The organism is Monashia sp. NPDC004114 (assembly GCF_053603855.1).
Map to the genome: position 1 here is coordinate 18,605 of NZ_JBSGGK010000033.1, position 20,931 is coordinate 39,535.

Below are 20,931 nucleotides of genomic sequence, written 5' to 3' on the forward strand. Positions count from 1 at the left end.
GACGTCCATTATTAGGAAGTCCTAGTATTTCGCCATGCCCGACGCAGCGAAGCCCGCCCTCCACCACCCGGAGCACCACGTCCGCATCGTCACCGCCTCGAGCCTGTTCGACGGCCATGACGCGTCGATCAACATCATGCGGCGCATCATGCAGACCCAGGGCGCCGAGGTGATCCACCTCGGCCACAACCGTTCGGTCCAGGAGGTCGTCGACGCGGCGATCGAGGAGGACGTCCAGGGCGTCGCCGTCAGCTCGTACCAGGGCGGCCACGTCGAGTACTTCGAGTACCTGGTCCAGCTGCTCAAGGAGAACGGTGCCGGCCACATCCAGGTCGTCGGCGGCGGCGGCGGCGTCATCGTGCCCGAGGAGATCTCCCGGCTGCGCGACTCCGGCGTGACGATCTTCAGCCCGGAGGACGGCCAGCGCCTCGGTCTTGCAGGCATGATCAACACCGTCGTCGAGGCGTGCGACTTCGACCCCTGGGACGTGCGCCCCGCCGACCTCGAGGCCGTGCTCGCGGGCGAGCGTGCTGCAGTGGCGCGCGCGATCACCGGCGCCCAGGAGGCCGACCTCGACGACGCGACGCTCGCCGGGATCCGCGAGGCGGCGGCCCGCCGCCAGGTGCCCGTCCTCGGCATCACCGGCACGGGTGGCTCGGGCAAGTCGAGCCTCACCGACGAGCTGATCCGTCGGCTGCGCCTCGACCAGCAGGACAAGCTGCGGGTCGCGGTCCTCGCCGTCGACCCGACGCGCAGCCGCGGCGGCGGCGCGCTGCTCGGCGACCGCATCCGCATGAGCTCGCTCGACGGCGACCGCGTCTTCTTCCGCAGCCTGGCCACTCGGGGCCACAGCCAGGTGCCGGCCAACCTCGAGGACGTCCTCGCCATCGTCAAGGCCGCCGGCTTCGACCTCGTCATCCTCGAGACGCCGGGCATCGGCCAGGGCGACGCCGCCATCGTCGAGTACGCCGACGTCTCGCTCTACGTCATGACGCCCGAGTTCGGTGCGAGCAGCCAGCTCGAGAAGATCGACATGCTCGACCAGGCCGACGTCGTCGCGATCAACAAGTTCGAGCGGCGGGGTGCGGAGGACGCACTCCGTGACGTCGGACGCCAGATGGTCCGCAACCGCGAGGCCTTCGGCAAGGGCCCGGTCGACATGCCCGTCTTCGGCACGAGCGCCGCGACCTTCAACGACGACGGCGTCACCGCCCTCTACCAGGAGCTGCGAAAGCTGCTGTCCGAGAAGGGGATGCAGGTCGAGGACGGTGTGCTTCCCGCAGTCGCGACGAAGCAGTCGACCAAGATCGCGACCGTCGTGCCCTCGTCGCGCGTTCGCTACCTCGCCGAGATCAGCGAGACCGTCCGTGGCTACCACGGCAAGACGCGGGAGTATGCCGCCCAGGCCAGCCGGGTGCAGCGGCTCGAGTCCGTGCGTGACGAGCTCGCCGGTGCCGGCTCCGACGCCTCTGGTGTCGACGCGCTGTTGGACAACGCGCGCGAGTCCCTCCCGAAGGAGGTCGGCGACCTTGTCGCCGAGTGGCCGACCATCGTCGAGTCCTACTCCGGCGACGAGCAGGTCGTGACGATCCGGGACAAGCAGATCGTCAACCGCCTGACCCGAGAGTCCCTGTCGGGCAACAAGATTCCGCGCGTCGCGCTGCCGCGCTACACCGACCACGGCGAGCTCGTCTCGTTCCTGCGCCGCGAGAATCTCCCCGGCTACTTTCCCTACACCGCCGGCGTGTTCCCCTTCAAGCGCGAGGGCGAGGACCCGGCACGGATGTTCGCCGGCGAGGGTGACCCCTTCCGCACCAACCGCCGGTTCAAGCTGCTGTCCAAGGACCAGCCCGCGACCCGGCTGTCCACCGCCTTCGACTCGGTGACGCTCTACGGCCGCGACCCCGACCCACGCCCTGACGTCTACGGCAAGGTCGGCACCTCGGGCGTCTCGATCGCCACGCTCGATGACATGAAGGCGCTGTACGACGGCTTCGACCTCGTGTCGCCGACGACGTCGGTGTCGATGACGATCAACGGCCCGGCGCCCACGATCCTCGCCTTCTTCCTCAACACCGCGATCGACCAGCAGGTCGACGCCTTCGTGGCACGGGAGGGACGGGAGCCCGGCGACGACGAGCGTGCCGAGCTCACGGCATACGCCCTCGGGAACGTCCGTGGCACGGTCCAGGCCGACATCCTCAAGGAGGACCAGGGCCAGAACACCTGCATCTTCAGCACCGAGTTCAGCCTGAAGATGATGGCGGACATCCAGCAGTGGTTCATCGAGCACAAGGTCCGCAACTTCTACTCGGTCAGCATCAGCGGCTACCACATCGCCGAGGCCGGGGCGAACCCGATCAGCCAGCTCGCGTTCACCCTCGCCAACGGGTTCACCTACGTCGAGAGCTACCTCGCGCGCGGCATGAAGGTCGATGACTTCGCCCCGAACCTGTCCTTCTTCTTCAGCAACGGCATGGACCCGGAGTACTCGGTGCTGGGCCGTGTCGCCCGGCGCATCTGGGCGGTCGCGATGAAGGAGAAGTACGGCGCGAACGACCGCTCGCAGAAGCTGAAGTACCACGTCCAGACCTCGGGTCGCTCGCTGCACGCGCAGGAGATGGACTTCAACGACATCCGCACCACGCTCCAGGCGCTCATCGCGATCTACGACAACGCCAACTCGCTGCACACGAACGCCTACGACGAGGCCGTCACGACGCCGTCCGAGGAGTCGGTGCGTCGCGCGCTCGCGATCCAGCTCATCATCAACCGCGAGTGGGGTCTGGCGATGAACGAGAACCCGCTCCAGGGGGCGTTCATCATCGACGAGCTCACCGACCTCGTCGAGGCCGCGGTGCTCAAGGAGTTCGACAAGATCACCGAGCGCGGGGGCGTCCTCGGTGCCATGGAGACGGGGTACCAGCGGGGCCGGATCCAGGACGAGTCGATGCTGTACGAGCACCGCAAGCACGACGGCAGCCTGCCGATCGTCGGTGTCAACACCTTCCGCAACCCGCACGAGGGTGAAGTGCCTCGCACGGTGGTGCTCGCGCGCGGCACGGAGGAGGAGAAGCAGAGCCAGCTCTCGCGGGTTCGCGCCTTCCGCGCGGACCACGAGGTGGAGGCCAAGGCTGCTCTGGAGGAGCTGCGGAAGGTCGCCATCGAGGGTGGCAACGTCTTCGACGTGCTCGTGCGGGCGGCTCGGGTCTGCTCCCTCCAGCAGGTGACCGAGGCGTTCTTCGAGGTCGGCGGCCAGTACCGCCGCAACGTCTGACGGAGCGGCGAGTATGCCGCTCGCGTGCGGTCGGGGGGTCAGGAGCCGGGTCCGATGACGCTCGTCGACGACCTGTCGTATGCCGTCGCGCTGGGTGCCGCGCCACGACGCGTCGTGTCGCTGGTGCCGTCGATCACCGAGGCTCTCGCGGCCACGGTTCCTGACGTCCTGGTCGGCGCCACCGACTGGTGCACCTATCCGAAAGACCTTGCGGTGCAACGGGTTCGGGGCACCAAGAACCCAGACCGCGCGGCGATCGCGGCCCTGCAGCCCGACCTTGTCATCGCGAACAAGGAGGAGAACCGCGAGCTCGACGTGCGTCGTCTCCGGGCGGACGGCATACCCGTGTGGGTGACCGACATCGAGACGGTGCCGGGGGCGCTCGACTCCCTGGAGCGGCTCTTCACCGAGGCGATGGAGGTGGCTGCTCCGGACTGGCTCACCGCCGCCCGGCGCGAGTGGGAGGGTCCGGTCCCGGAACCGACGGCCGATGTGGCCGTGGCGATCTGGCGCGACCCCTGGATGGTCGTGGGGCGCGACACGTTCTCCGGCGACGTCATAGCGCGGCTCGGCTGGCGGAACCTCTTCTCCGACCACCCCGAGCGGTACCCGCACGTCGCGCTTGCGGACCTGGACCGTGACGACGTCGACGTCGTGCTGCTGCCGGACGAGCCCTACGTCTTCACGGCCGACGACGGCCCGGAGGCGTTCGGCCGCACCCGCACCGCCCTGGTCAGCGGGCGGCTCCTCACCTGGTACGGCCCCTCTCTCGTCGGCGCCAAGGCCGCCCTGACCGCGGCTGTGGGCGCCGCACTCGACGGCGCTCCCTGACCCCCTGACTCCCGGTCTCGGTTGGGGAGGGGCTCAGTCGGCGAGGACGACGAGCCCGGCAAGCATGAGCCGGCGCGCGAGGTCGAGCCCGACCATGTCGGCGCGCATCAACCCGCCGTCGAGCAGCGCCACGACGGCGCCGACCTCCGCCGCACCGATCGGCGTCGCACCAGCACGGCTCTCGAGCGACGCCGACCCGTCGGCGGCCGGCACGAGGCGGGCGGCGACGTGCGGTCGCAACCGGACGACCGTCGCGGGTGCGAGGTCGTGCGCCGCCGCCACCTGCTGAAGCGGCCCGATCGGGGCGGCGCGCTGGGTCGAGCGCGCGCGCCGGTCGAGGGCACGGGCCACGTCCTTCGCGGGCACCGACCTGACCGCCTGTACGAGCGCCTCGCGCACCGCCTCGACGTCCGCGGCAAGGGCGTCGACCGTCGTGAGGTCGGAACGCGGTGGGAGCGAGGCCCGGATCCGCTGGTCCTCGCTGATCCGGGCCTGCGCCAGGGCGAGGAGCTCGTCGGCGACGTGTCGCCGGGTCCACACGTGGACGCCCAGCGTCAGGTGGGTACTGACGCCCCCGAGGGCCGTGGCCGAGTGCAGCCAGCCACGGGGGAGGTAGAGCACGTCGCCCGCCCGGAGGGTGAGCTCCTGGGCCGGAGCCTGCGCCGCGGCGGCCTCGACCAGATCCCGGTGGTCGGTCCACGGGTCGTCGCGCAAGGGCGCCTCGCGCACCGGCGGGCGCAGGCGCCACCTCTTCTCGCCGGCGACCTGCAGGACGAAGACGTCATGGACGTCGTAGTGGTCGCTGAACCCGGTGTTCTGGCTCGGCGTCACGTAGGCGTTGGCCTGCACCGGGTGGCCCAGCTCGGCCGCGAGGGTCTGGGTGAACTCGATGAGCGGAGCCCACGTGCGGTGCAGGCCCTGCAGCACGATCGTCGCCCCGCCCGCGAACAGCCTGAGCAGCTTGTCGTCGCTGACCTGGTCGCCGATCGCCGCCCCCACCCCGCCGGACTGCGTGAACTCGCGGTCGCCGAGCGTCCGGCCGTCCTGTGCGACGCGCAGGAACGGCGCTCGTAGACCGCGCCGGCTGACCAGCTCGTCGACGGCGCCCTCACTGAAGAGGTCGTCGATGGGCTTGGGCAGGTCGGCAGCCATCGTGACGAGCGGCGCCCGGCCCCAGTGCTCCGCGGCGAACCGCTCCGGCGACAGCGGTACGAGGCGTGAGAGTGCCGGGCGTCCACGCTCCGCCGTGGACGCCCGGCTCGTCGTGCCAGCGGTCATCAGGCTCCGCCGTCAGCGCCGCCGTCGTGGGACCCGGTGTCCGCGCCGCCGTCGGCGGGTCCTTCACCGGCGCCGCCGTCAGCACCGCCGTCGTGGGCTCCGGTGTCTGCGCCGCCGTCGGCGGGCCCTTCGCCTGCGCCGCCGTCAGCACCGCCGTCGTGGGACCCGGTGTCCGCGCCGCCGTCAGCAGGGCCTTCGGTGTCGTCACTCATGGGGTCCATCGGGGTGTCGCTCATCGTTCCTCCTGGCCTGTCCGTGACACGGCACCAGACGGCGCCGCCAACCTCTTCCTACCCCCATCCCGGCCGTCACGCACTCCTCGCCCCGCAGGCGGGTATCGGTCAGGTCAGGTGGTCGTAGTCGCCGCGCGTCCAGGCGGCGTGGCGGTCGGCCGAGTCGCGCAGGACCCGCTTGGCATCGACCGGGACGACGGCACCGAAGTTGTTGTAGAGCCGGTCGAAGTGCAGACCTTCCAGCTGGGTCGCGATCCGCTGAACGACGTTGCCGGACAAGGGGAGCCGGTTGGGGTAGCTGCGCAGGAAGCTGACCGTCTTGCGGTCCGGGTTGGGGAAGACTGCGTCGGCGGCGAGCAGCACACCCAGGCCGTCGTTGCCGGTCGCCCACTCGACGACGGCTTGGCCGCAGAAGTGTCCACCGACGCGGTGCAGCGTGAGGCCCGGGGCGACCTCGCGCCGCTCGTCATACAGCTCGACGAGGGGGTCGGCGCGGCGCACCCACTCCCGGTCCCGCTCGGCGATGAGCACCGGCACGTCGCCGAGCGCCTTCGCCCACTCGGTCTGGACGCCGTACATGTGTGGATGGCTCGCGGCGACGGCGAGGGTCGGGCCCAGGGAGCGGACCTGCTCGACCGCCTCGTCGTCGATGTACCCGATGCAGTCGAACAGCAGCGTGCCCTCGGGCGTGCGCACGACCATGGTCTGCTGGCCGATGCCGACCTGAGGCTCGGCGCGCAGTCCCCACAGCTCCGGCTCGACGTCGAACATCGCGATGCGCGTCCCGTCGGCGCGCAGCTTCTCCAGGGTCGTCCACTGCTGGCCGTCGGCGGGCACCCACTGGCGCTCGTCCTCGCACACGGCGCAGGCGCCGGGCGGCTCGCGCAGGTCGGCGGTCTCTCCGGCACACGTCGCACAGATCCAGATCACGTCACCACCCTGCCCCGTCGGGCCCCACGACACCACCCGGTTTGCGGGAGGATGCACGAGTGATCCTGCACCTGCGCGCCGCCGTCGAGCAGCTGTATGCCGTTCCGCCGGCTCGGTTCACCCCGCTGCGTTCCGAGCTGGCCGGGCAGGCGAAGGCCGCCGGCGACGCCGACCTGGCCAAGGCGATCGGCGCCCTGCGCAAGCCGACCGTGGCCGCGTGGGCGGTCAACCACTTCGTGCGCGACCACCCCGAGGACCTGGCCGAGTTCCGCGCCTTCGCCGAGCTGCTGCGAGAGGCGCAGCGCACGCTCGATGCCGAGCAGCTGCGCGTCCTGGGCCGCGAGAGGGCCAAGCGGGTCGATGCCCTGGCCGACCAGATCGCCGTGGCGTCGCAGGAGCAGGGCCAGTCAGTCGGCGCGTCGGTCGCGCTGGAGGTCCGGGAGACGCTGACGGCCCTCATCGCCGACGAGGACGCAGAAGCCTCGGTCCTCACCGGGTCGCTCGTGCGCGCCCTCAGCTACTCCGGGTTCGGCTCCGTCGAGATCGGGGACGTCGTGGCCATCGACGACCTCGGTGGGCCCGACTCCGAGGGCCGGCCGGCGCTGTCGGTGCTGCCGGGCGGTGGGGGAGACCCGGTCGACCTCGAGGAACGCCGTCGCGCCCGCCGCACTGCGGAGCGGGCCAAGCTCCAGGCGACGCTGGAGTCCGCACGCACCGCGATGCGCACGGCCGACCGTCAGGTCGCGGTGCTGACGGCCCGTCACGAGGAGGTCACCGAAGGCATCGCGGACCTCGAGCGGCGCCTGGCCACGGCACAGGAACGGCTGGCCAAGGTCACGGCCGAGCTCGACGAGGCGACCGGCATACGGGATGCGCGGGAGCGTGAGGAGAGCGCCGCCCAGCAGGCGCTCGACGACCACGACGACTCAGACTGACCCACGGCATACCGCCGCCTCCCCGCTCGCCGACCTCACCGAGCGCGGTCGCGGGCGAACCGGTGCCGCAGGGCCTCCCGCAGGCTCGACAGCGGCCCGTGGTCGTCCTTCGCCGGCGTCACGGCGGCGCTCCCCGGTGACGGTCGTTCTCCGCCGGCAACCGGCTCGGTAGCCGGCTCGGTAGCCGGCTCGGCAACCGGCTCGGCAACCTGCTCGGCCACCGGCTCGGCAACCGCCCCGGCCCCCGGAATGTGGGCGATGATCGGGGCGTCATGCCCCTCGTGATGGTGCTCGCGCTCGCCCGGCTGCCTCACGGCGAGCTCGGGCAGCAGCTCGTACTTGCGCGAGTAGATCTCGAACAGGGCGAGGACGAGCGCGGCGATCGGCACCGCCACGAAGGCGCCGGCGACGCCGAAGAGCGCGGCGCCGAACATCACCGCGGCGAAGGACACCGCGGGATGCACGTCGACGGCGTCCGCCGAGATCTTCGGCTCGATCGTGACGTTCTCGATCTGCTGGTAGACGAGGGCGAAGGCGAGCAGGGCCAGCCCCTGCCATGGCTCGGGGCCGACGAGCCCGACGAAGACCGGCAGTGCGATGGCGATGTACGTGCCGATGGTGGGCACGAACTGCGCGACCAGGCCGGTCCAGATGCCGAGGGCCAGCCAGTAGTCCATTCCGATGATGAGCATGAAGAGGCTCGAGAGGCTGCCGCAGATCCCCGCGAGGACGAGCCGGGCCGACACGTAGCCGCCGGTCTTCTTGACGGCGAGCCCGGACGCCACGTCGAAGATCTCCTGCTGGCGGGGCGGGAACAGCCGGGCGATCCAGCGGCGCAGCCTCGGGCTGTCGGCCGAGAAGTAGAAGGTGAAGAAGAAGAAGGTGATCGACGAGAAGAACGCGCCGAGCACCGCGCCGATGACGCCGATGAGGCCACCGGCGAGGTCGGCCGCCAGGGTGCTCAGGCCGCTGCTGCCGTCCGTGAACTGGGCCACGAGGTTCTGGTAGCTGAGGTCGACCCCGAAGGTCTCGTTGGCCCAGGTCGTCGCGGACTCGACGAGCGACGGGATCGACTTGACGAAGGTCCCGAGCTGGTCCGCCAGCAGGTTGCCGAAGGCGAGCAGGAAGACGACGCAGAACACGAGCACGCCGAGCATCACGACCATCGTCGCGAGGCCCCGCCGCATCCGGTTCGAGAGCTTGGCGACCGCGGGCTCCATGGCGATCGAGGCGATCAACGCCATGATGAGCGTGAAGATCACCGACCCGCCGTCGTCGATGACGAACCTGATGAACGCGGCGCACGCAGCGACGGCGACCAGGACCCAGCCGGCGCGCCAGATGCTGTCGCGGTTGAAGCGCACCTCGACGTCCAACGCCTGCGCGCCGGGCGCCGGCCCGGCCGAGGCGGCGGCCGTGGGCACCACGGCGCTGGGCGCCACTGCGGGTCGGGCCGGGGTCTCGACCACGGGTTCAGCGGTGGGCTCGTCCGCGCCGTCCGTGGCCGGCTGCGCAGGGCCATCCAGGGGACCGCTCATGGCCTGATCCTCTCAGTCCGGGGGCCTCCTGCAGAGGATCTGCTCGATTTCGTATCTGCGCGTCCGACCGTGTAGTCTCACCGTCGCACAACAGGTCAGCAGGACCCGCTCCCAGCAGCGGTTCTCGGATGCTGGCCGTGCCCCAATAGCTCAGTCGGCAGAGCGTTTCCATGGTAAGGAAAAGGTCTAGGGTTCGATTCCCTATTGGGGCTCTGGTCGGTCGATCTTCGGCCCCGTCGCTTCGCGACGGGCTGGGGGCCGGCAGCCCATGGCGGGGTAGCTCAGCTGGTTAGAGCGCACGACTCATAATCGTGAGGTCGCGGGATCGAGCCCCGCTCCCGCTACCACGTCCGGTCGGCGCGACGTCGTGGCCTCGAGACGATTTCTCGATCAGCCCGGCGTCGCGTAACCTTGTGTGTTGCGTGTGCGCGTCGCTGTGAGATGCCGTGCGCTCACTGACCCACCATCGTTTCAAGTAGCACGTTCCCGAAAGAGCAGGTTGCCGTGGCCAGCAAGAGCACTGACGTCCGTCCCAAGATCACGATGGCGTGCGTGGACTGCAAGGACCGCAACTACATCACCAAGAAGAACCGTCGGAACAACCCCGACCGTCTCTCGATGAACAAGTTCTGCCCGAAGTGCGGCAAGCACACGGAGCACCGCGAGACCCGCTGACCCCAGCGTTCGCTCTTCACCGCTCCCTCGGCCACCGGCCGGGGGAGCGGTTGCGTTCGGTCGATAGGCTGCCCCGTATGCCGGTGAACGCTGACTTCCAGGGGCGGGTCTACCCCCCGACCGAGACCTACCGCGTGAGTGCGGCCAAGATCCGCGAGTTCGCTGAGGCGGTCGGCTCGTCCGACCCCGTTCACGTCGATGCCGAAGCCGCGCGTGCCCGTGGCTACGCCGACGTCATCGCGCCGCCGACGTTCGCGGTGCTCATCGCGCAGAAGTGCGACTCCCAGCTGATCCGCGACCCCGAGGCGGGCATCGACTTCTCCCGCGTGGTGCACGGCGAGCAGCGGTTCCGTCACCACCGGCCGCTCATGGCCGGCGACGCGATCGTCGGAACGCTCCACGTCGACACGGTCCGCGAGGCCGGCGGACACGCGATGGTGACGACCCGCTCGGAGCTGACCACCGAGGCGGGCGAGCTCGTCTGCACCGCGACGTCCACGATCGTCATCCGAGGAGCCGAGTGATGAGCACCCAGCCCGCGAGCGAGACCACCCTGGGCCCCGTGCGCTCCGCCGACACCGTGAGCGTCGGTGACGCGCTCCCTGCGATCACGGTGCACCTCGACCGCGCCCGCCTGGTCGAGTATGCCGGGGCGTCCTTGGACCGCAACCGGATCCACTGGGACGAGCGCTTCGCCAAGCAGGTAGGCCTTCCCGACGTCATCGCCCACGGCATGCTGACGATGGGCTCGGCAGTCACGCTGGTCTCGGACTGGGTCGGTGACGCCGGCCGGATCGTGGAGTACGGCGTGCGCTTCACGAGCATGGTCGTCGTGCCGTACGACACCGGTGCCGACGTCGAGGTCTCCGGGGTCGTCAAGGCGCTGGACGCCGAGACCCGCCGCGCCACGGTCGAGCTGACGGCGACGTGCAACGGCGAGAAGGTCCTCGGCCGGGCGCTCGCGGTCGCTCAGCTCGACTGACCGGGGTGCAGCAGGCGTGAAGGAGGAGCACGGCGTCGCGCTGTCGACGTTGACGACCATGCGGGTGGGCGGCCCAGCGGCGCGGCTGGTCACGGTGACGACCCCCGACGAGCTGGTCGACGCCGTCCGCGAGGTCGACGACGCGGACGAGCCGCTGCTCGTCATCTCGGGCGGGTCCAACCTGGTCGTGTCCGACGACGGCTTCGAAGGCACCGTGGTGCGGGTGGCGACCTCGGGCATCACGCCCGAGTCGGCCGACTACTGCGGGGGCGCCATGGTCCGCGTCGCGGCCGGTGAGGTATGGGACGACGTCGTGGCCCGAGCCGTCGCGGAGCGGTGGGCCGGGATCGAGGCGCTGAGCGGCATACCCGGGCTCGCGGGAGCGACCCCGATCCAGAACGTCGGCGCCTACGGCCAGGAGGTGTCTCAGACGATCGCGCAGGTGCGCACGTGGGACCGGCAGGAACAGGCCGTGCGCACCTTCATGAACGACGACTGCCAGTTCACCTATCGACACTCGCGGTTCAAGGCCTCCGACCGGTACGTCGTGCTCGACGTGCTCTTCCAGTTCGAGATCGCCGACCTCAGCCGCCCGCTCGCGTATGCCGCCGTCGCCGGAGCGCTCGACGTGGAGCTCGGCACCCGGGTGCCCATCGAGGACGCCCGGGCGGCCGTGCTCGAGCAGCGGCGCCAGCGGGGCATGGTGCTCGACCCCGACGACCACGACACGTGGTCGTGCGGCTCGTTCTTCACCAACCCGTTCCTGAGCCGGCAGCAGTTCGACGACCTCGTCGAGCGGGTCGGCGACCGGTTCGGCTATGACGGGCCGATGCCGCCGCGCTTTCCCGACGCCGACGGCCGGGTCAAGACGAGCGCGGCCTGGCTCATCGACCACGCCGGGTTCGCCAAGGGGTTCGGGCTTCCAGCACCGGCGGCGCTGTCGACCAAGCACACGCTTGCGGTGACCAACCGCGGCGGTGCCACGGCGTCGGACGTGCTGGCCCTGGCCCGCCAGGTGCGCGACGGCGTGCGCGACACGTTCGGGGTCGCTCTCGTCAACGAGCCGGTGCTCGTCGGCGAGGCGCTCTGAGGCGCTCCAAGACGCTCGGAGCGCTGGCGCGCAGCCCGAGCGGCGAGCCCGAGCGCGCGAGCCCGAGCGCGCGGCTTACTTCGACAGGACGACCGAGAAGGTCTTGGACGGGATGTTCTTGTCGGTCGTGCTGACCTGGTAGGACGGGCGGTTGAACGCCAGGCGCAGCGCCGTGGTGGTGCCGCGGTTGACCTTGAAGTAGATCCAGCCCTTCGAGGAGCTGTCCCGCTTGGCCGCCGCGAGCGGCGCCGCCTTGAACGCCTTGCCGAACTCGGCCGTCGGCTGGATGTTCTGCTTCGGGTCGGCGGCGATGAGGGACAGCATCGCCGGCTCGATGTCCGCGGAGTAGCGCGACCCCGCCTGCAGCTGCACCTTGACGCCGACGATCTCGAAGGCCTCGGCCCCGACGGGCTGGTTGGCCGGGAAGGGCAGCCCACGGACCAGCTTGAGGGCCGTGATCGTGTGGCCGAGCACCGGGTCCTTGATGACCGCGTTGATCGTCCTGCTGGAGTACTTCACCGGCGGCAGCGTCGTGGACGCGTCGGTGGTCGGCGCGTCGCTCGTCGTCGCTGGGTCGGTGGACGTCGTCGCGGTCGCCGCCGGCGTCGTTGCTCCCGCGGGAGCGGTGGGGTCGGCGGTCACGGACGGCTCGCCGCTGCACGCTGCCAGGGCGATGGCGGGGGCAACGACGGCGACGGCGGTGAGGTGGCGCAGACGGAGCCCGAGGGTGGTGCGAGGGCGTGGAGGGGCGGTCGTCGAAGTCTTCATGTCCCGGACAGCATGACCGGGCGGGCCGACGTCGAGCAAACTCGCCTCAGCGGGCGAGCGGGACCGCGGACCCTGACGGCTGCCCGTTATGCCCTCTTACGGGATGTTATGCGGTGTGGCGTGACTCACAGCCGGCGCAGCCAGCCAGCGGTCCACCTCGTCGAGGGCTGCCTTGCGCACGCGCACCGGGGCCCGGCTGCTCTCCAGCGACATCCGCGCGAGCCGGGCGAGGGCGGCGTCGTCGAGCCCGAGGTCACGGGCGGCGGCATACTGCTCGGCCAGCCGCGAGCCGAACAGCAGCGGGTCGTCCGCCCCCAGCGCGACGGGGACCCCGGCCTCGAGGATGCGCCGCAACGGCACGTCGTCCGGGTGCGCGTAGACGCCCAGGGCGACATTGCTCCCGGGGCACACCTCGAGCGTGACCCCGGCCTCGGCGACCGCGTCGAGCACCTGCGGATCCTCCACGGAGCGGACCCCGTGGCCGATCCGGTCGGGGTCGAGGTGCTCGATGGTCTCCATCACCGACTGCGCGCCGAGCAGCTCGCCGCCGTGCGGCACGAGCAGCAGCCCCGCCCGCCGCGCGATCGCGAACGCGGGTGCGAAGTCGGCCACGAGACCGCGTCGCTCGTCGTTGGACAGCCCGAAGCCCACGACGTCGCCCGCGTCGTCACCGGCATACCGACCGGCCAGGCGGGCCAGGGTGCGGGCCTCGAGCGGGTGCCGCATCCGGCTGGCGGCGACGATGACGCCCACACCGACGGGCCCTTCACGGGACACCCTCCGAGCCTCGTCGAGCACGATCTCCAGCGCCGGGGTGATGCCGCCGACGAACGGCGCATACGACGTCGGGTCCACCTGCAGCTCCAGCCAGCGCGAGCCCTCCTCGGCGTCGTCCTCGGCGGCCTCACGCACGATCCGGCGCATGTCGGCCTCACCGCGCACACACGAGCGCGCCGCGTCGTAGAGCCGCTGGAAGCGGAACCACCCGCGCTCGTCGGTGGCGCGCGCAAGCCGTGGCGGCCACGCGCTGACGAGCGCCTCCGGCAGCCGTATGCCGTGCTGCCGGGCGAGGTCGCGGACGGTGCCGATCCGCATCGAGCCGGTGAAGTGCAGGTGCAGGTGGGCCTTGGGCAGGTCCCGCACCTCGCGCGTCATGCGGGCCAGTGTGACAGGCCGGCTGGGGTCGGGTGGCGGGACGCTCCTCGGCCACCCTGGGGGCCGGCCCCCAGGAGATCGCGCGACGTCCTGTCGCTCGACCCGTCAGTCCTCGTCGGGCTCTTCCCGGAACTCGTCCACGACGTGCATCGCCGCCTCCTCGGCGGACGCGCCGGCGCCGTCGACGCCGACGTCGCTGGCCCACGCCTGCTTCTCCTCGTCGTCGTGAGCGCCCTCGTCGTCGGCGACCAGGCGCCCCGCGCGAAGGTCACCGACCTCGTTGTCGCCGAGCCAGTCGTCCTCGGCGTCGATGGAGTCGGGGTCGTCGCCGCCGACCCGCTCGTCGTCGAGGCCGCTCTCGTTGTCGGGCCGGCCGTACGCGGAGTCGGGGTCGGCCTCCTCCTGCTCGATCCGCTGGTCGATCGTCTCGCCGAGCGACTGCTCGTATGCCGTCGTGCCGAACGAGCGGGACCCGCGGGGAGAGTCGCTGGGGGAGTAGCCCCGGTCGAGCACGTCTTCGAGGTCGCCGTCCTCGAGGGTGTCCTCGGGCTGCAGCTGGTCCTCGTCGTCGACGCTGTAGCTGGTGAGGTCGTCGTCGATGTTCTCGTTGGGATCGAGGTCGCTCATCGGTGGGCTCCTTCCGGCGCGGGGGCATCGGTCGTCTCGGACATGGGGCGTACCCCGCTCGCCCGGTCGGCGGACAGCTTCTCCGCCGCCGCGAGCGACACGCAGGTGGCGACCCCGGCCATCGCGGTGCGGACCTCGTCGAGCACCGGGAAGGTCGGCGCGAGGCGGATGTTGTGGTCGCGCGGGTCCTGGCCGTGCGGGAAGGACGCGCCGGCAGGAGTGAGGGCGATGCCCGCCTCCTTGGCGAGCTGTACGACGCGCGACGCCGTCCCGTCGAGGACGTCGAGGTTCACGAAGTACCCACCGCTCGGGTGGCTCCACTCGGCGATCCCCAAGCCGTCGAGCCCGGCCGTCAGGGCCTCGTCGACCGCGGCGAACTTCGGCGCGATGATCTCGCGGTGCCGCCGCATGTGGTCCCGCACACCCTGGGCCGTGCCGAAGAACTCGACGTGGCGCAGGTGGTTGACCTTGTCCGGGCCGATGGAGGCCATCGAGAGGTGCTTGAGGTACCACGCCACGTTGGCCTCGCTCGCCGCGAGGACGGCGACACCGGCGCCCGCGAAGGTGATCTTCGAGGTCGAGGCGAACATGATCGGGCGGTTCGGGTGGCCGGAGGCGGCGGCGAGCGTGAGGATGTCGGCGCTCTTGGCCTCATCCTCGGTCAGGTGGTGGAAGGCGTAGGCGTTGTCCCAGAAGATCGTGAAGTCGGGCGCGGCCGCGGGCATCGCGGCCAGCCGGGCGGCGATCTCCCGGGAGACGACCGCGCCGGTGGGGTTGGCGTACGTCGGCACGATCCAGATGCCCTTGACGCTCGGGTCGTCCTTGACGAGCGCCTCGACCGCGGCCATGTCCGGGCCGTCGTCGTGCATGTCCACGTTGACCATCTCGATGCCGAGCGCCGCGAGCATCGAGAAGTGCCGGTCGTAGCCCGGGACCGGGCAGATGAAGGTGACCTTCTCCTCCTGCGACCACGGCCGGGGTGAGTCGACCCCGCCATGGAGCAGGAAGTCCACGATCGTCGTGTGCATCATCGTCAGGCTCGAGTTGCCTCCGACGACCACCTGCGACGGCTCCACCCAGAGCAGCTCGGCGAAGATCTCGCGCAGCTCGGCCAGGCCCTCGAGGCCGCCGTAGTTGCGCACGTCGACGCCCGCACGGTCCGTGGTCGTCGTCGGCAGCCGCAGCAGGTCGTCCGAGAGGTCCAGCTGCTGCGCCGACGGCTTGCCCCGCGTGAGGTCCAGCTTGAGGCCGCGCCCCTTGAGGGCCGCGTAGGCCTCCTGCTGCTCGGCGAGGAAGCCGGCCAGGTCGTCGTCGGACAGGGACGCGAGGGCGGTGCGCGGGTTCGTCACGTGTCGATCCTGCCACTGCGAACAGGCGCCCGGGCAGCCCGGTCCGTATGCCGGTGGGTAGGGTGGGTGCGCCCGTCACCGCGCGGGCCGGTCCGGTTCGCTTTGTCGCGCATCCGTCCCGTATGATCGACCCTCGGACGGTCCGCGCTGGCCTTGCTCACGCATGCCGTCCCTCCGGGCGCCACCCAACGGCTCCGGTGAAGGGCAATAGCTCAATTGGTAGAGCACTGGTCTCCAAAACCAGCGGTTGGGGGTTCGAGTCCCTCTTGCCCTGCGCATCATCGATAGATGTGGTCGTCGTGCAAGGCGGCACGCGGCTTCTGCCCTGAAGTGGTTCGCCACGGCCCGGGTGCTGTCGCGGGCCTCATTACCCAGGCAGAAAGTAGGAATCGTGACGGAGACAAGCGCCAAGCGCGGGTCCGGCCGGGCCGACAAGGCTCGCGGCGGCAACGCGGTCTCGCGTCTCTTCGGCGCGATCAGCCTCTTCGTGCGCCAGATCCTCGACGAGCTGCGCAAGGTCGTGCGGCCGACGGGCCCTGAGCTCGTCCGCTACACCACCGTCGTGGTCGTGTTCGTCGTGGTGATGATGGCACTCGTGTCGGCGCTCGACTTCGGGCTGACCAAGCTGATCTCGTGGGTCTTCACCGGCACCGCGTCATAGGTCGCCGAGCGCGCCACCACGTCACTGGATGACCGCGGCAGCTGTCCCGGCTGCCGCGAGCAAGAGCAAGGAAGTAGGTCACAGCGTGTCCGAGCAGTTCGCCCACGAGGGCGCTCCGAACGGCGAGAGCACCGAGAGCGAGGTCCTCGACCCCACGGTCGGGTCCGGCGACGTCTCGGCGTCCGACGTGCCGGGCGACGCCGACGTGGATGCGGCGTCGGCGCACGACGCTGACGATCTCTCTGACGACCTGTCCGGCGACCTCGAGGACGACTCGGCCGATGCGGCCGACGACGTCGCGGTCGCGGTGTCCGACGCCGCGGCGACCGAGGATGCAGCGGAGGATGCCGCCGCCGACGACGCCGCGCTCGCCGACGGCAGCGGCGACCCGGTCGCCGACTTCAAGGCCGAGCTGCGCTCGCGGATCGGTGACTGGTTCGTGATCCACTCCTACGCCGGCTACGAGAACCGCGTGAAGGCGAACCTCGAGACCCGCATCCAGACCCTCAACATGGAGGACTTCATCTTCGAGATCGAGGTCCCCATGGAAGAGGTGACCGAGATCAAGAACGGCCAGAAGAAGCAGGTCCGCCGGGTCCGGATGCCTGGCTACGTCCTCGTCCGCATGGACCTGACCGACGAGAGCTGGGGCGCCGTGCGGCATACGCCTGGGGTCACCGGCTTCGTCGGCAACGCGCACCAGCCGGTGCCGCTGTCGGTCGACGAGGTCTTCACCATGCTGGCCCCGACCTTCGAGGCGGCCTCGGCCGCCTCCGGCGCCACCGCCACGAAGACCGCCGCGCCCAAGGACGTGCGCGTCATCGACTTCGAGGTCGGCGAGTCCGTCACCGTCATGGAGGGGCCGTTCGAGACCCTTCCCGCCACGATCTCCGAGATCAACACCGATACGCAGAAGCTCAAGGTGCTCGTCTCGATCTTCGGCCGGGAGACCCCGGTCGAGCTCTCCTTCGCCCAGGTCGCCAAGATCTGAGCGAGACCGCCCGCCAGCACCCTGGACGGGCTCATGCAACCGGGTCATCGCCCATACCAGCAGGACTGGCGTAGGCCCAACACGAAGAAGGTAGGCAACCATGCCCCCCAAGAAGAAGGTCTCCGGCTTCATCAAGCTGCAGATCCAGGCCGGCCAGGCCACCCCGGCGCCGCCCGTCGGCCCGGCGCTCGGTCAGCACGGTGTCAACATCATGGAGTTCGTCAAGGCGTACAACGCCGCGACGGAAGCCCAGCGTGGCAACGTCATCCCGGTCGAGATCACGGTCTACGAAGACCGCTCGTTCACGTTCGTCACCAAGACCCCGCCGGCCGCAGAGCTGATCAAGAAGGCCGCCGGTGTGCCGAAGGGCTCCGGCGAGCCGCACAAGACGAAGGTCGCCAAGCTCTCGCGTGAGCAGGTCCTGGAGATCGCCCGCCAGAAGATGGAAGACCTCAACGCCCACGACGAGGAGATGGCCGCCCGCATCATCGCCGGCACCGCTCGCTCGATGGGCATCGACACCGAGCTCTGACGAGCCGGGGTCACGCACCGCTTCGGAGGCCCGCCCCCGCGACGGGGGCGGGTGACCGGAAACCGGGCCGGACGGCATACCGGCTCGACAACGGGCCGGCTCGACGTCGGCCCACGTGGGAGACCAGCGCACGGTCGCACCACGACTCCACGCACACTCAAGGAGCACCAATGAAGCGCAGCAAGAACTACCGCGCAGCCGCCGAGCTGATCGCGCCCGGCAAGGTCTACGCGCCGCTCGAGGCGGTTCGCCTCGCCAAGGAGACCGCCAAGGCCAAGTACGACGAGACCGTCGAGGTGGCCTTCCGCCTCGGTGTCGACCCGCGCAAGGCCGACCAGGCAGTCCGCGGCACCGTCAACCTCCCGCACGGCACCGGCAAGACGGCCCGCGTCCTCGTGTTCGCCAACGCCGACAAGGCCGAGGCCGCCCGTGAGGCCGGCGCCGACCACGTCGGCTCCGACGACCTGCTCGAGAAGGTCGCCGGCGGATGGCTCGACTTCGACGCCGTCGTCGCGACGCCCGACATGATGGGCAAGGTCGGTCGTCTGGGCAAGGTCCTGGGCCCCCGCGGCCTCATGCCGAACCCGAAGACCGGCACGGTGACCATGGACGTCGCCAAGGCCGTCGCCGACATCAAGGGCGGCAAGATCGAGTTCCGCGTCGACAAGCACGCGAACCTCCACTTCATCATCGGCAAGGTGTCCTTCGACGAGAAGTCGCTCGTCGAGAACTACTCGGCCGCGCTGGAGGAGATCCTGCGTCTGAAGCCGGCCAGCTCCAAGGGCCGGTACATCGAGAAGGCCACGCTCAGCACGACGATGGGCCCGGGCATCCCGCTCGACTACACCAAGACCCGCAACCTCACCGCTGAGGAGGAGGCGACCGCCTGAGGTCGTCACCGCAGCGTCGGAGCCCGTCACCCCGCGTGGGTGACGGGCTCCGCCAATTTGGCCGGGCACTCTGACGCGACGTGCCGGGTCTGGGTCGGTACGGTCGAAAAATGACATACAGCCCAGGCACAACGAGATCGCGCGCCTCCCGCATGCGGTGGGTCGTCGGCGTGGTCGCCGCCGGTCTGCCACTGGCCCTCCTCACGGCCCCGAACGGGGCTCAGGCAGCGGGCGCCCCCGCCGTCGACCGCGGCTGGCATGGACCCCACACCGACCTGCCCAAGGCCCCGTTGATGACGGGTGGCGGAGGCGCGGTGAGCTCCGTGGACCGCGACGCGTCCCAGGTCGGCATCGACGTGCTCACCCGCGGCGGCAACGCAGCCGACGCGGCAGTGGCGACGGCAGCCGCGCTCGGCGTGACCGAGCCCTACAGCACCGGCATCGGTGGCGGCGGGTTCCTCGTCTACTACGACGCGAAGTCGAAGCGGGTGACCACGATCGACGGCCGCGAGACCGCGCCTGCGGCGTTCACCGACCAGGCGTTCATCGACCCCGCGACGGGCAAGCCATACGCCTTCGCCACCGCGGTGAACTCGGGCCTGTCGGTCGGGGTGCCGGGCACGCCTGCCTTGTGGGACAAGGCACTTCGCGACCTCGGCACGCTGTCGCTCAACGACGCGCTCAAGCCCGCTGAGCGGCTGGCGGCCGACGGCTTCGTCGTCGACAAGACGTTCGCGGACCAGACCGCCGCCAACGCCGCGCGCTTCTCGGTCTTCCCGGAGACGGCACGCGTGTTCCTGCGCGACGGCCAGGCTCCGGCCGTCGGCTCGGTCTTCACCAACCCCGACATGGCCAAGGCGTACCGCACGCTGCGGACTCAGGGCGTCGAGGCGCTGTATGCCGGCGCGCTCGGTCAGGCGATCGTCGCTGAGTCCAATGCGCCGCACACGGCACCGGGCACCTCGGTCATGGGCGGGAAGCTGACGACTGCGGACCTGCGCGCGTACCGAGCGCTGACGCGGGCCCCGATCCATTCCGAGTACAAGGGCCTCGACGTCTACGGGATGCCGGTGCCGAGCTCGGGCGGGATCGCGGTCGCCGAGATCCTCAACCTGATGAAGGCCTACGAGGACCGCACCGGCGTCAAGACGAGTGCGCTGTCCCAGGTCGACTACCTGCACCGGTTCTCGGAGGCCTCCGCGACCGCCTTCGCGGACCGCAACCGCTGGGTCGGTGACGTGCCGGGTGTCCCCGTGAGCGAGCTCGTGAGCCCCGGCTTCGCCGCCGAGCGGGCCTGCCTGTTCGACCCGGCCGTCGCGCACTCGCGGCCGATCCCGTTCGGGTCGCCGGACGGCACCTACTCGTCCTGCGCGCCCGGCCTGGTCGCGCAGGGCCAGCCCTACGAGGGCCAGTCGACGAGCCACCTCACGGTCGCCGACCGCTGGGGCAACGTCGCCTCGTACACGCTGACGATCGAGCAGACCGGAGGGTCCGGGATCACCGTTCCGGGCTATGGGTTCCTGCTCAACAACGAGCTGACCGACTTCAACTTCACGCCGCTGTCGGCCGGCGTGCCCGACCCGAACCTGCCCGGGCCCGGCAAGCGGCCGCGCTCGTCGATGAGCCCGACCGTCATCCTCGAGGACGGCCAGCCGTTCCTCGCGGTCGGCTCGCCGGGTGGCGCGACGATCATCACCTCGGTCTCGCAGACGATCCTCGGGTACCTCGACCGGGGCCTTCCGCTCGTCGACGCGATCGCCGCCCCGCGGCTCAGCTCGCGCAACGGCGCCGAAGGTGCCGAGCCGCAGATCCTGAACGGGCCCGACGGCGCGGCGCTGACGGCGATGGGCCACACGCTCGTCTCGGGTGGTACGCCCAACGAGATCGGCGCCGTGACCGCCATCCGGACGTTCGGCGACAACCGCTTCGAGGCGGCCGCCGAGACGGTCCGGCGTGGGGGTGGGTCGGCGATGGTCGTATCGCCGTCACCGACGCCCTGAGTGGCACCTCCACCCCCAGTCGAGTGGTGTCCCATCCCAAGTCGAGTGGTCGTTTCGATACGCGCTCGAGTGGCCGCTGGGCCCCACCCGGCTGGGGGGCGGCGTGTGATGGCGGGGCCACTCGACGGGGTGTGTCCGGTCGAGTGGCCGCTGGGCCCCACCCGGCTGGGGGGCGGCGTGTGATGGCGG

The 20,931-nt window shown here is 70.6% G+C and carries 20 protein-coding genes and 3 tRNA genes; 15 read left to right on the forward strand and 8 right to left on the reverse strand.

Annotation, left to right across the window (positions count from 1 at the left end; translation table 11 throughout):
* Positions 1-34 precede the first annotated feature (34 nt).
* Positions 35-3,277 carry a fused isobutyryl-CoA mutase/GTPase IcmF gene (icmF, locus tag ACWEOW_RS24710; RefSeq protein ID WP_452271906.1) on the forward strand — a complete coding sequence of 1,081 codons (3,243 nt, stop codon included), beginning with the start codon at positions 35-37 and terminating at the stop codon, positions 3,275-3,277.
* A gap of 54 nt (positions 3,278-3,331) precedes the next feature.
* The gene (locus ACWEOW_RS24715; RefSeq protein WP_452271907.1) at positions 3,332-4,108 is read left to right on the forward strand and encodes a helical backbone metal receptor; all 777 of its coding nucleotides are present in this window, start codon (positions 3,332-3,334) and stop codon (positions 4,106-4,108) included.
* Positions 4,109-4,141: 33 nt separating this feature from the next.
* Here ACWEOW_RS24715 and ACWEOW_RS24720 read toward each other — a convergent pair whose 3' ends face one another.
* From ACWEOW_RS24720 to ACWEOW_RS24730, 3 genes are all read right to left on the reverse strand, one after another.
* Positions 4,142-5,386 carry a cupin domain-containing protein gene (locus ACWEOW_RS24720; RefSeq protein ID WP_452271908.1) on the reverse strand — a complete coding sequence of 415 codons (1,245 nt, stop codon included), beginning with the start codon at positions 5,384-5,386 and terminating at the stop codon, positions 4,142-4,144.
* Positions 5,386-5,622, reverse strand: coding sequence for a BatC protein (locus ACWEOW_RS24725; RefSeq protein ID WP_452271909.1), 237 nt, complete (start codon positions 5,620-5,622; stop codon positions 5,386-5,388). Before ACWEOW_RS24725 ends, ACWEOW_RS24720 begins: the two co-directional genes overlap by 1 nt.
* 105 nt (positions 5,623-5,727) lie before the next feature.
* Positions 5,728-6,549, reverse strand: a complete 822-nt coding sequence (locus ACWEOW_RS24730; RefSeq protein WP_452271910.1) for a hydrolase — start codon at positions 6,547-6,549, stop codon at positions 5,728-5,730.
* Positions 6,550-6,608: 59 nt separating this feature from the next.
* Between ACWEOW_RS24730 and ACWEOW_RS24735 the strand changes: the two genes are divergently transcribed.
* Positions 6,609-7,484: a hypothetical protein gene (locus tag ACWEOW_RS24735; RefSeq protein WP_452271911.1), complete on the forward strand. Its 876-nt coding sequence runs from the start codon at positions 6,609-6,611 to the stop codon at positions 7,482-7,484.
* A gap of 35 nt (positions 7,485-7,519) precedes the next feature.
* Here the strand turns inward: ACWEOW_RS24735 and ACWEOW_RS24740 are convergent, their stop codons facing one another.
* Positions 7,520-9,022 carry an AI-2E family transporter gene (locus ACWEOW_RS24740; RefSeq protein WP_452271912.1) on the reverse strand — a complete coding sequence of 501 codons (1,503 nt, stop codon included), beginning with the start codon at positions 9,020-9,022 and terminating at the stop codon, positions 7,520-7,522.
* Positions 9,023-9,161: 139 nt separating this feature from the next.
* On the opposite strand from ACWEOW_RS24740, the gene ACWEOW_RS24745 reads away from it, so the two are divergent.
* The 6 genes from ACWEOW_RS24745 to ACWEOW_RS24770 all read left to right on the forward strand — a co-directional run bounded on the left by ACWEOW_RS24745 (position 9,162) and on the right by ACWEOW_RS24770 (position 11,769).
* Positions 9,162-9,234, forward strand: a tRNA-Thr gene (locus tag ACWEOW_RS24745).
* Between the two features lie 58 nt (positions 9,235-9,292).
* Positions 9,293-9,369: transfer RNA gene (locus ACWEOW_RS24750), tRNA-Met, on the forward strand.
* A gap of 157 nt (positions 9,370-9,526) precedes the next feature.
* A complete protein-coding gene (gene rpmG, locus ACWEOW_RS24755) occupies positions 9,527-9,697 on the forward strand; it encodes a 50S ribosomal protein L33 (RefSeq protein ID WP_452271913.1) in 171 nt (56 codons plus the stop codon).
* 77 nt (positions 9,698-9,774) lie between these two features.
* Complete coding sequence (locus ACWEOW_RS24760; protein ID WP_452271914.1) at positions 9,775-10,221, forward strand: FAS1-like dehydratase domain-containing protein; 447 nt, start codon at positions 9,775-9,777, stop codon at positions 10,219-10,221.
* Complete coding sequence (locus ACWEOW_RS24765; protein WP_452271915.1) at positions 10,221-10,679, forward strand: MaoC/PaaZ C-terminal domain-containing protein; 459 nt, start codon at positions 10,221-10,223, stop codon at positions 10,677-10,679. Before ACWEOW_RS24760 ends, ACWEOW_RS24765 begins: the two co-directional genes overlap by 1 nt.
* Before the next feature lie 16 nt (positions 10,680-10,695).
* On the forward strand, positions 10,696-11,769 hold the full coding sequence (locus ACWEOW_RS24770; RefSeq protein WP_452271916.1) for a UDP-N-acetylmuramate dehydrogenase: 1,074 nt from the start codon (positions 10,696-10,698) through the stop codon (positions 11,767-11,769).
* A gap of 75 nt (positions 11,770-11,844) precedes the next feature.
* Here the strand turns inward: ACWEOW_RS24770 and ACWEOW_RS24775 are convergent, their stop codons facing one another.
* From ACWEOW_RS24775 to ACWEOW_RS24790, 4 genes are all read right to left on the reverse strand, one after another.
* Entirely contained in the window at positions 11,845-12,537 is a 693-nt protein-coding gene (locus ACWEOW_RS24775; protein ID WP_452271917.1) for a hypothetical protein, read from the reverse strand.
* Positions 12,538-12,633: 96 nt separating this feature from the next.
* Positions 12,634-13,692 carry an adenosine deaminase gene (locus ACWEOW_RS24780; RefSeq protein WP_452271918.1) on the reverse strand — a complete coding sequence of 353 codons (1,059 nt, stop codon included), beginning with the start codon at positions 13,690-13,692 and terminating at the stop codon, positions 12,634-12,636.
* 105 nt (positions 13,693-13,797) lie between these two features.
* The gene (locus ACWEOW_RS24785) at positions 13,798-14,319 is read right to left on the reverse strand and encodes a DUF5709 domain-containing protein (protein WP_452271919.1); all 522 of its coding nucleotides are present in this window, start codon (positions 14,317-14,319) and stop codon (positions 13,798-13,800) included.
* Positions 14,316-15,668, reverse strand: a complete 1,353-nt coding sequence (locus ACWEOW_RS24790; protein ID WP_452271920.1) for an aminotransferase class I/II-fold pyridoxal phosphate-dependent enzyme — start codon at positions 15,666-15,668, stop codon at positions 14,316-14,318. Before ACWEOW_RS24790 ends, ACWEOW_RS24785 begins: the two co-directional genes overlap by 4 nt.
* 201 nt (positions 15,669-15,869) lie before the next feature.
* Here ACWEOW_RS24790 and ACWEOW_RS24795 point away from each other — a divergent pair.
* From ACWEOW_RS24795 to ggt, 6 genes are all read left to right on the forward strand, one after another.
* Positions 15,870-15,942 (forward strand) — tRNA-Trp (locus ACWEOW_RS24795).
* Between the two features lie 117 nt (positions 15,943-16,059).
* Positions 16,060-16,329, forward strand: a complete 270-nt coding sequence (gene secE / locus ACWEOW_RS24800; protein ID WP_452271921.1) for a preprotein translocase subunit SecE — start codon at positions 16,060-16,062, stop codon at positions 16,327-16,329.
* A 28-nt stretch (positions 16,330-16,357) separates the two neighbouring features.
* Positions 16,358-17,320, forward strand: coding sequence for a transcription termination/antitermination protein NusG (gene nusG, locus ACWEOW_RS24805; RefSeq protein ID WP_452271922.1), 963 nt, complete (start codon positions 16,358-16,360; stop codon positions 17,318-17,320).
* Between the two features lie 100 nt (positions 17,321-17,420).
* Positions 17,421-17,852: a 50S ribosomal protein L11 gene (gene rplK / locus ACWEOW_RS24810; RefSeq protein ID WP_452271923.1), complete on the forward strand. Its 432-nt coding sequence runs from the start codon at positions 17,421-17,423 to the stop codon at positions 17,850-17,852.
* Positions 17,853-18,022: 170 nt separating this feature from the next.
* Positions 18,023-18,742, forward strand: coding sequence for a 50S ribosomal protein L1 (gene rplA / locus ACWEOW_RS24815; RefSeq protein ID WP_452271924.1), 720 nt, complete (start codon positions 18,023-18,025; stop codon positions 18,740-18,742).
* Positions 18,743-18,852: 110 nt separating this feature from the next.
* A complete protein-coding gene (gene ggt, locus ACWEOW_RS24820) occupies positions 18,853-20,742 on the forward strand; it encodes a gamma-glutamyltransferase (RefSeq protein ID WP_452271925.1) in 1,890 nt (629 codons plus the stop codon).
* Positions 20,743-20,931: the final 189 nt, after the last annotated feature.

What these genes read in the sequence shown, in the direction of transcription:
- icmF (WP_452271906.1), top strand. Translation starts at nt 35, where the DNA reads ATGCCCGACGCAGCGAAGCCCGCCCTCCACCACCCGGAGCACCACGTC.
- ACWEOW_RS24775 (WP_452271917.1), bottom strand. Translation starts at nt 12,537, where the DNA reads ATGAAGACTTCGACGACCGCCCCTCCACGCCCTCGCACCACCCTCGGG.
- ACWEOW_RS24725 (WP_452271909.1), bottom strand. Translation starts at nt 5,622, where the DNA reads ATGAGCGACACCCCGATGGACCCCATGAGTGACGACACCGAAGGCCCT.
- ggt (WP_452271925.1), top strand. Translation starts at nt 18,853, where the DNA reads ATGACATACAGCCCAGGCACAACGAGATCGCGCGCCTCCCGCATGCGG.
- rplK (WP_452271923.1), top strand. Translation starts at nt 17,421, where the DNA reads ATGCCCCCCAAGAAGAAGGTCTCCGGCTTCATCAAGCTGCAGATCCAG.
- ACWEOW_RS24765 (WP_452271915.1), top strand. Translation starts at nt 10,221, where the DNA reads ATGAGCACCCAGCCCGCGAGCGAGACCACCCTGGGCCCCGTGCGCTCC.
- rplA (WP_452271924.1), top strand. Translation starts at nt 18,023, where the DNA reads ATGAAGCGCAGCAAGAACTACCGCGCAGCCGCCGAGCTGATCGCGCCC.
- ACWEOW_RS24780 (WP_452271918.1), bottom strand. Translation starts at nt 13,692, where the DNA reads ATGACGCGCGAGGTGCGGGACCTGCCCAAGGCCCACCTGCACCTGCAC.
- ACWEOW_RS24715 (WP_452271907.1), top strand. Translation starts at nt 3,332, where the DNA reads ATGACGCTCGTCGACGACCTGTCGTATGCCGTCGCGCTGGGTGCCGCG.
- ACWEOW_RS24785 (WP_452271919.1), bottom strand. Translation starts at nt 14,319, where the DNA reads ATGAGCGACCTCGATCCCAACGAGAACATCGACGACGACCTCACCAGC.
- ACWEOW_RS24720 (WP_452271908.1), bottom strand. Translation starts at nt 5,386, where the DNA reads ATGACCGCTGGCACGACGAGCCGGGCGTCCACGGCGGAGCGTGGACGC.
- ACWEOW_RS24760 (WP_452271914.1), top strand. Translation starts at nt 9,775, where the DNA reads ATGCCGGTGAACGCTGACTTCCAGGGGCGGGTCTACCCCCCGACCGAG.
- ACWEOW_RS24740 (WP_452271912.1), bottom strand. Translation starts at nt 9,022, where the DNA reads ATGAGCGGTCCCCTGGATGGCCCTGCGCAGCCGGCCACGGACGGCGCG.
- nusG (WP_452271922.1), top strand. Translation starts at nt 16,358, where the DNA reads ATGACCGCGGCAGCTGTCCCGGCTGCCGCGAGCAAGAGCAAGGAAGTA.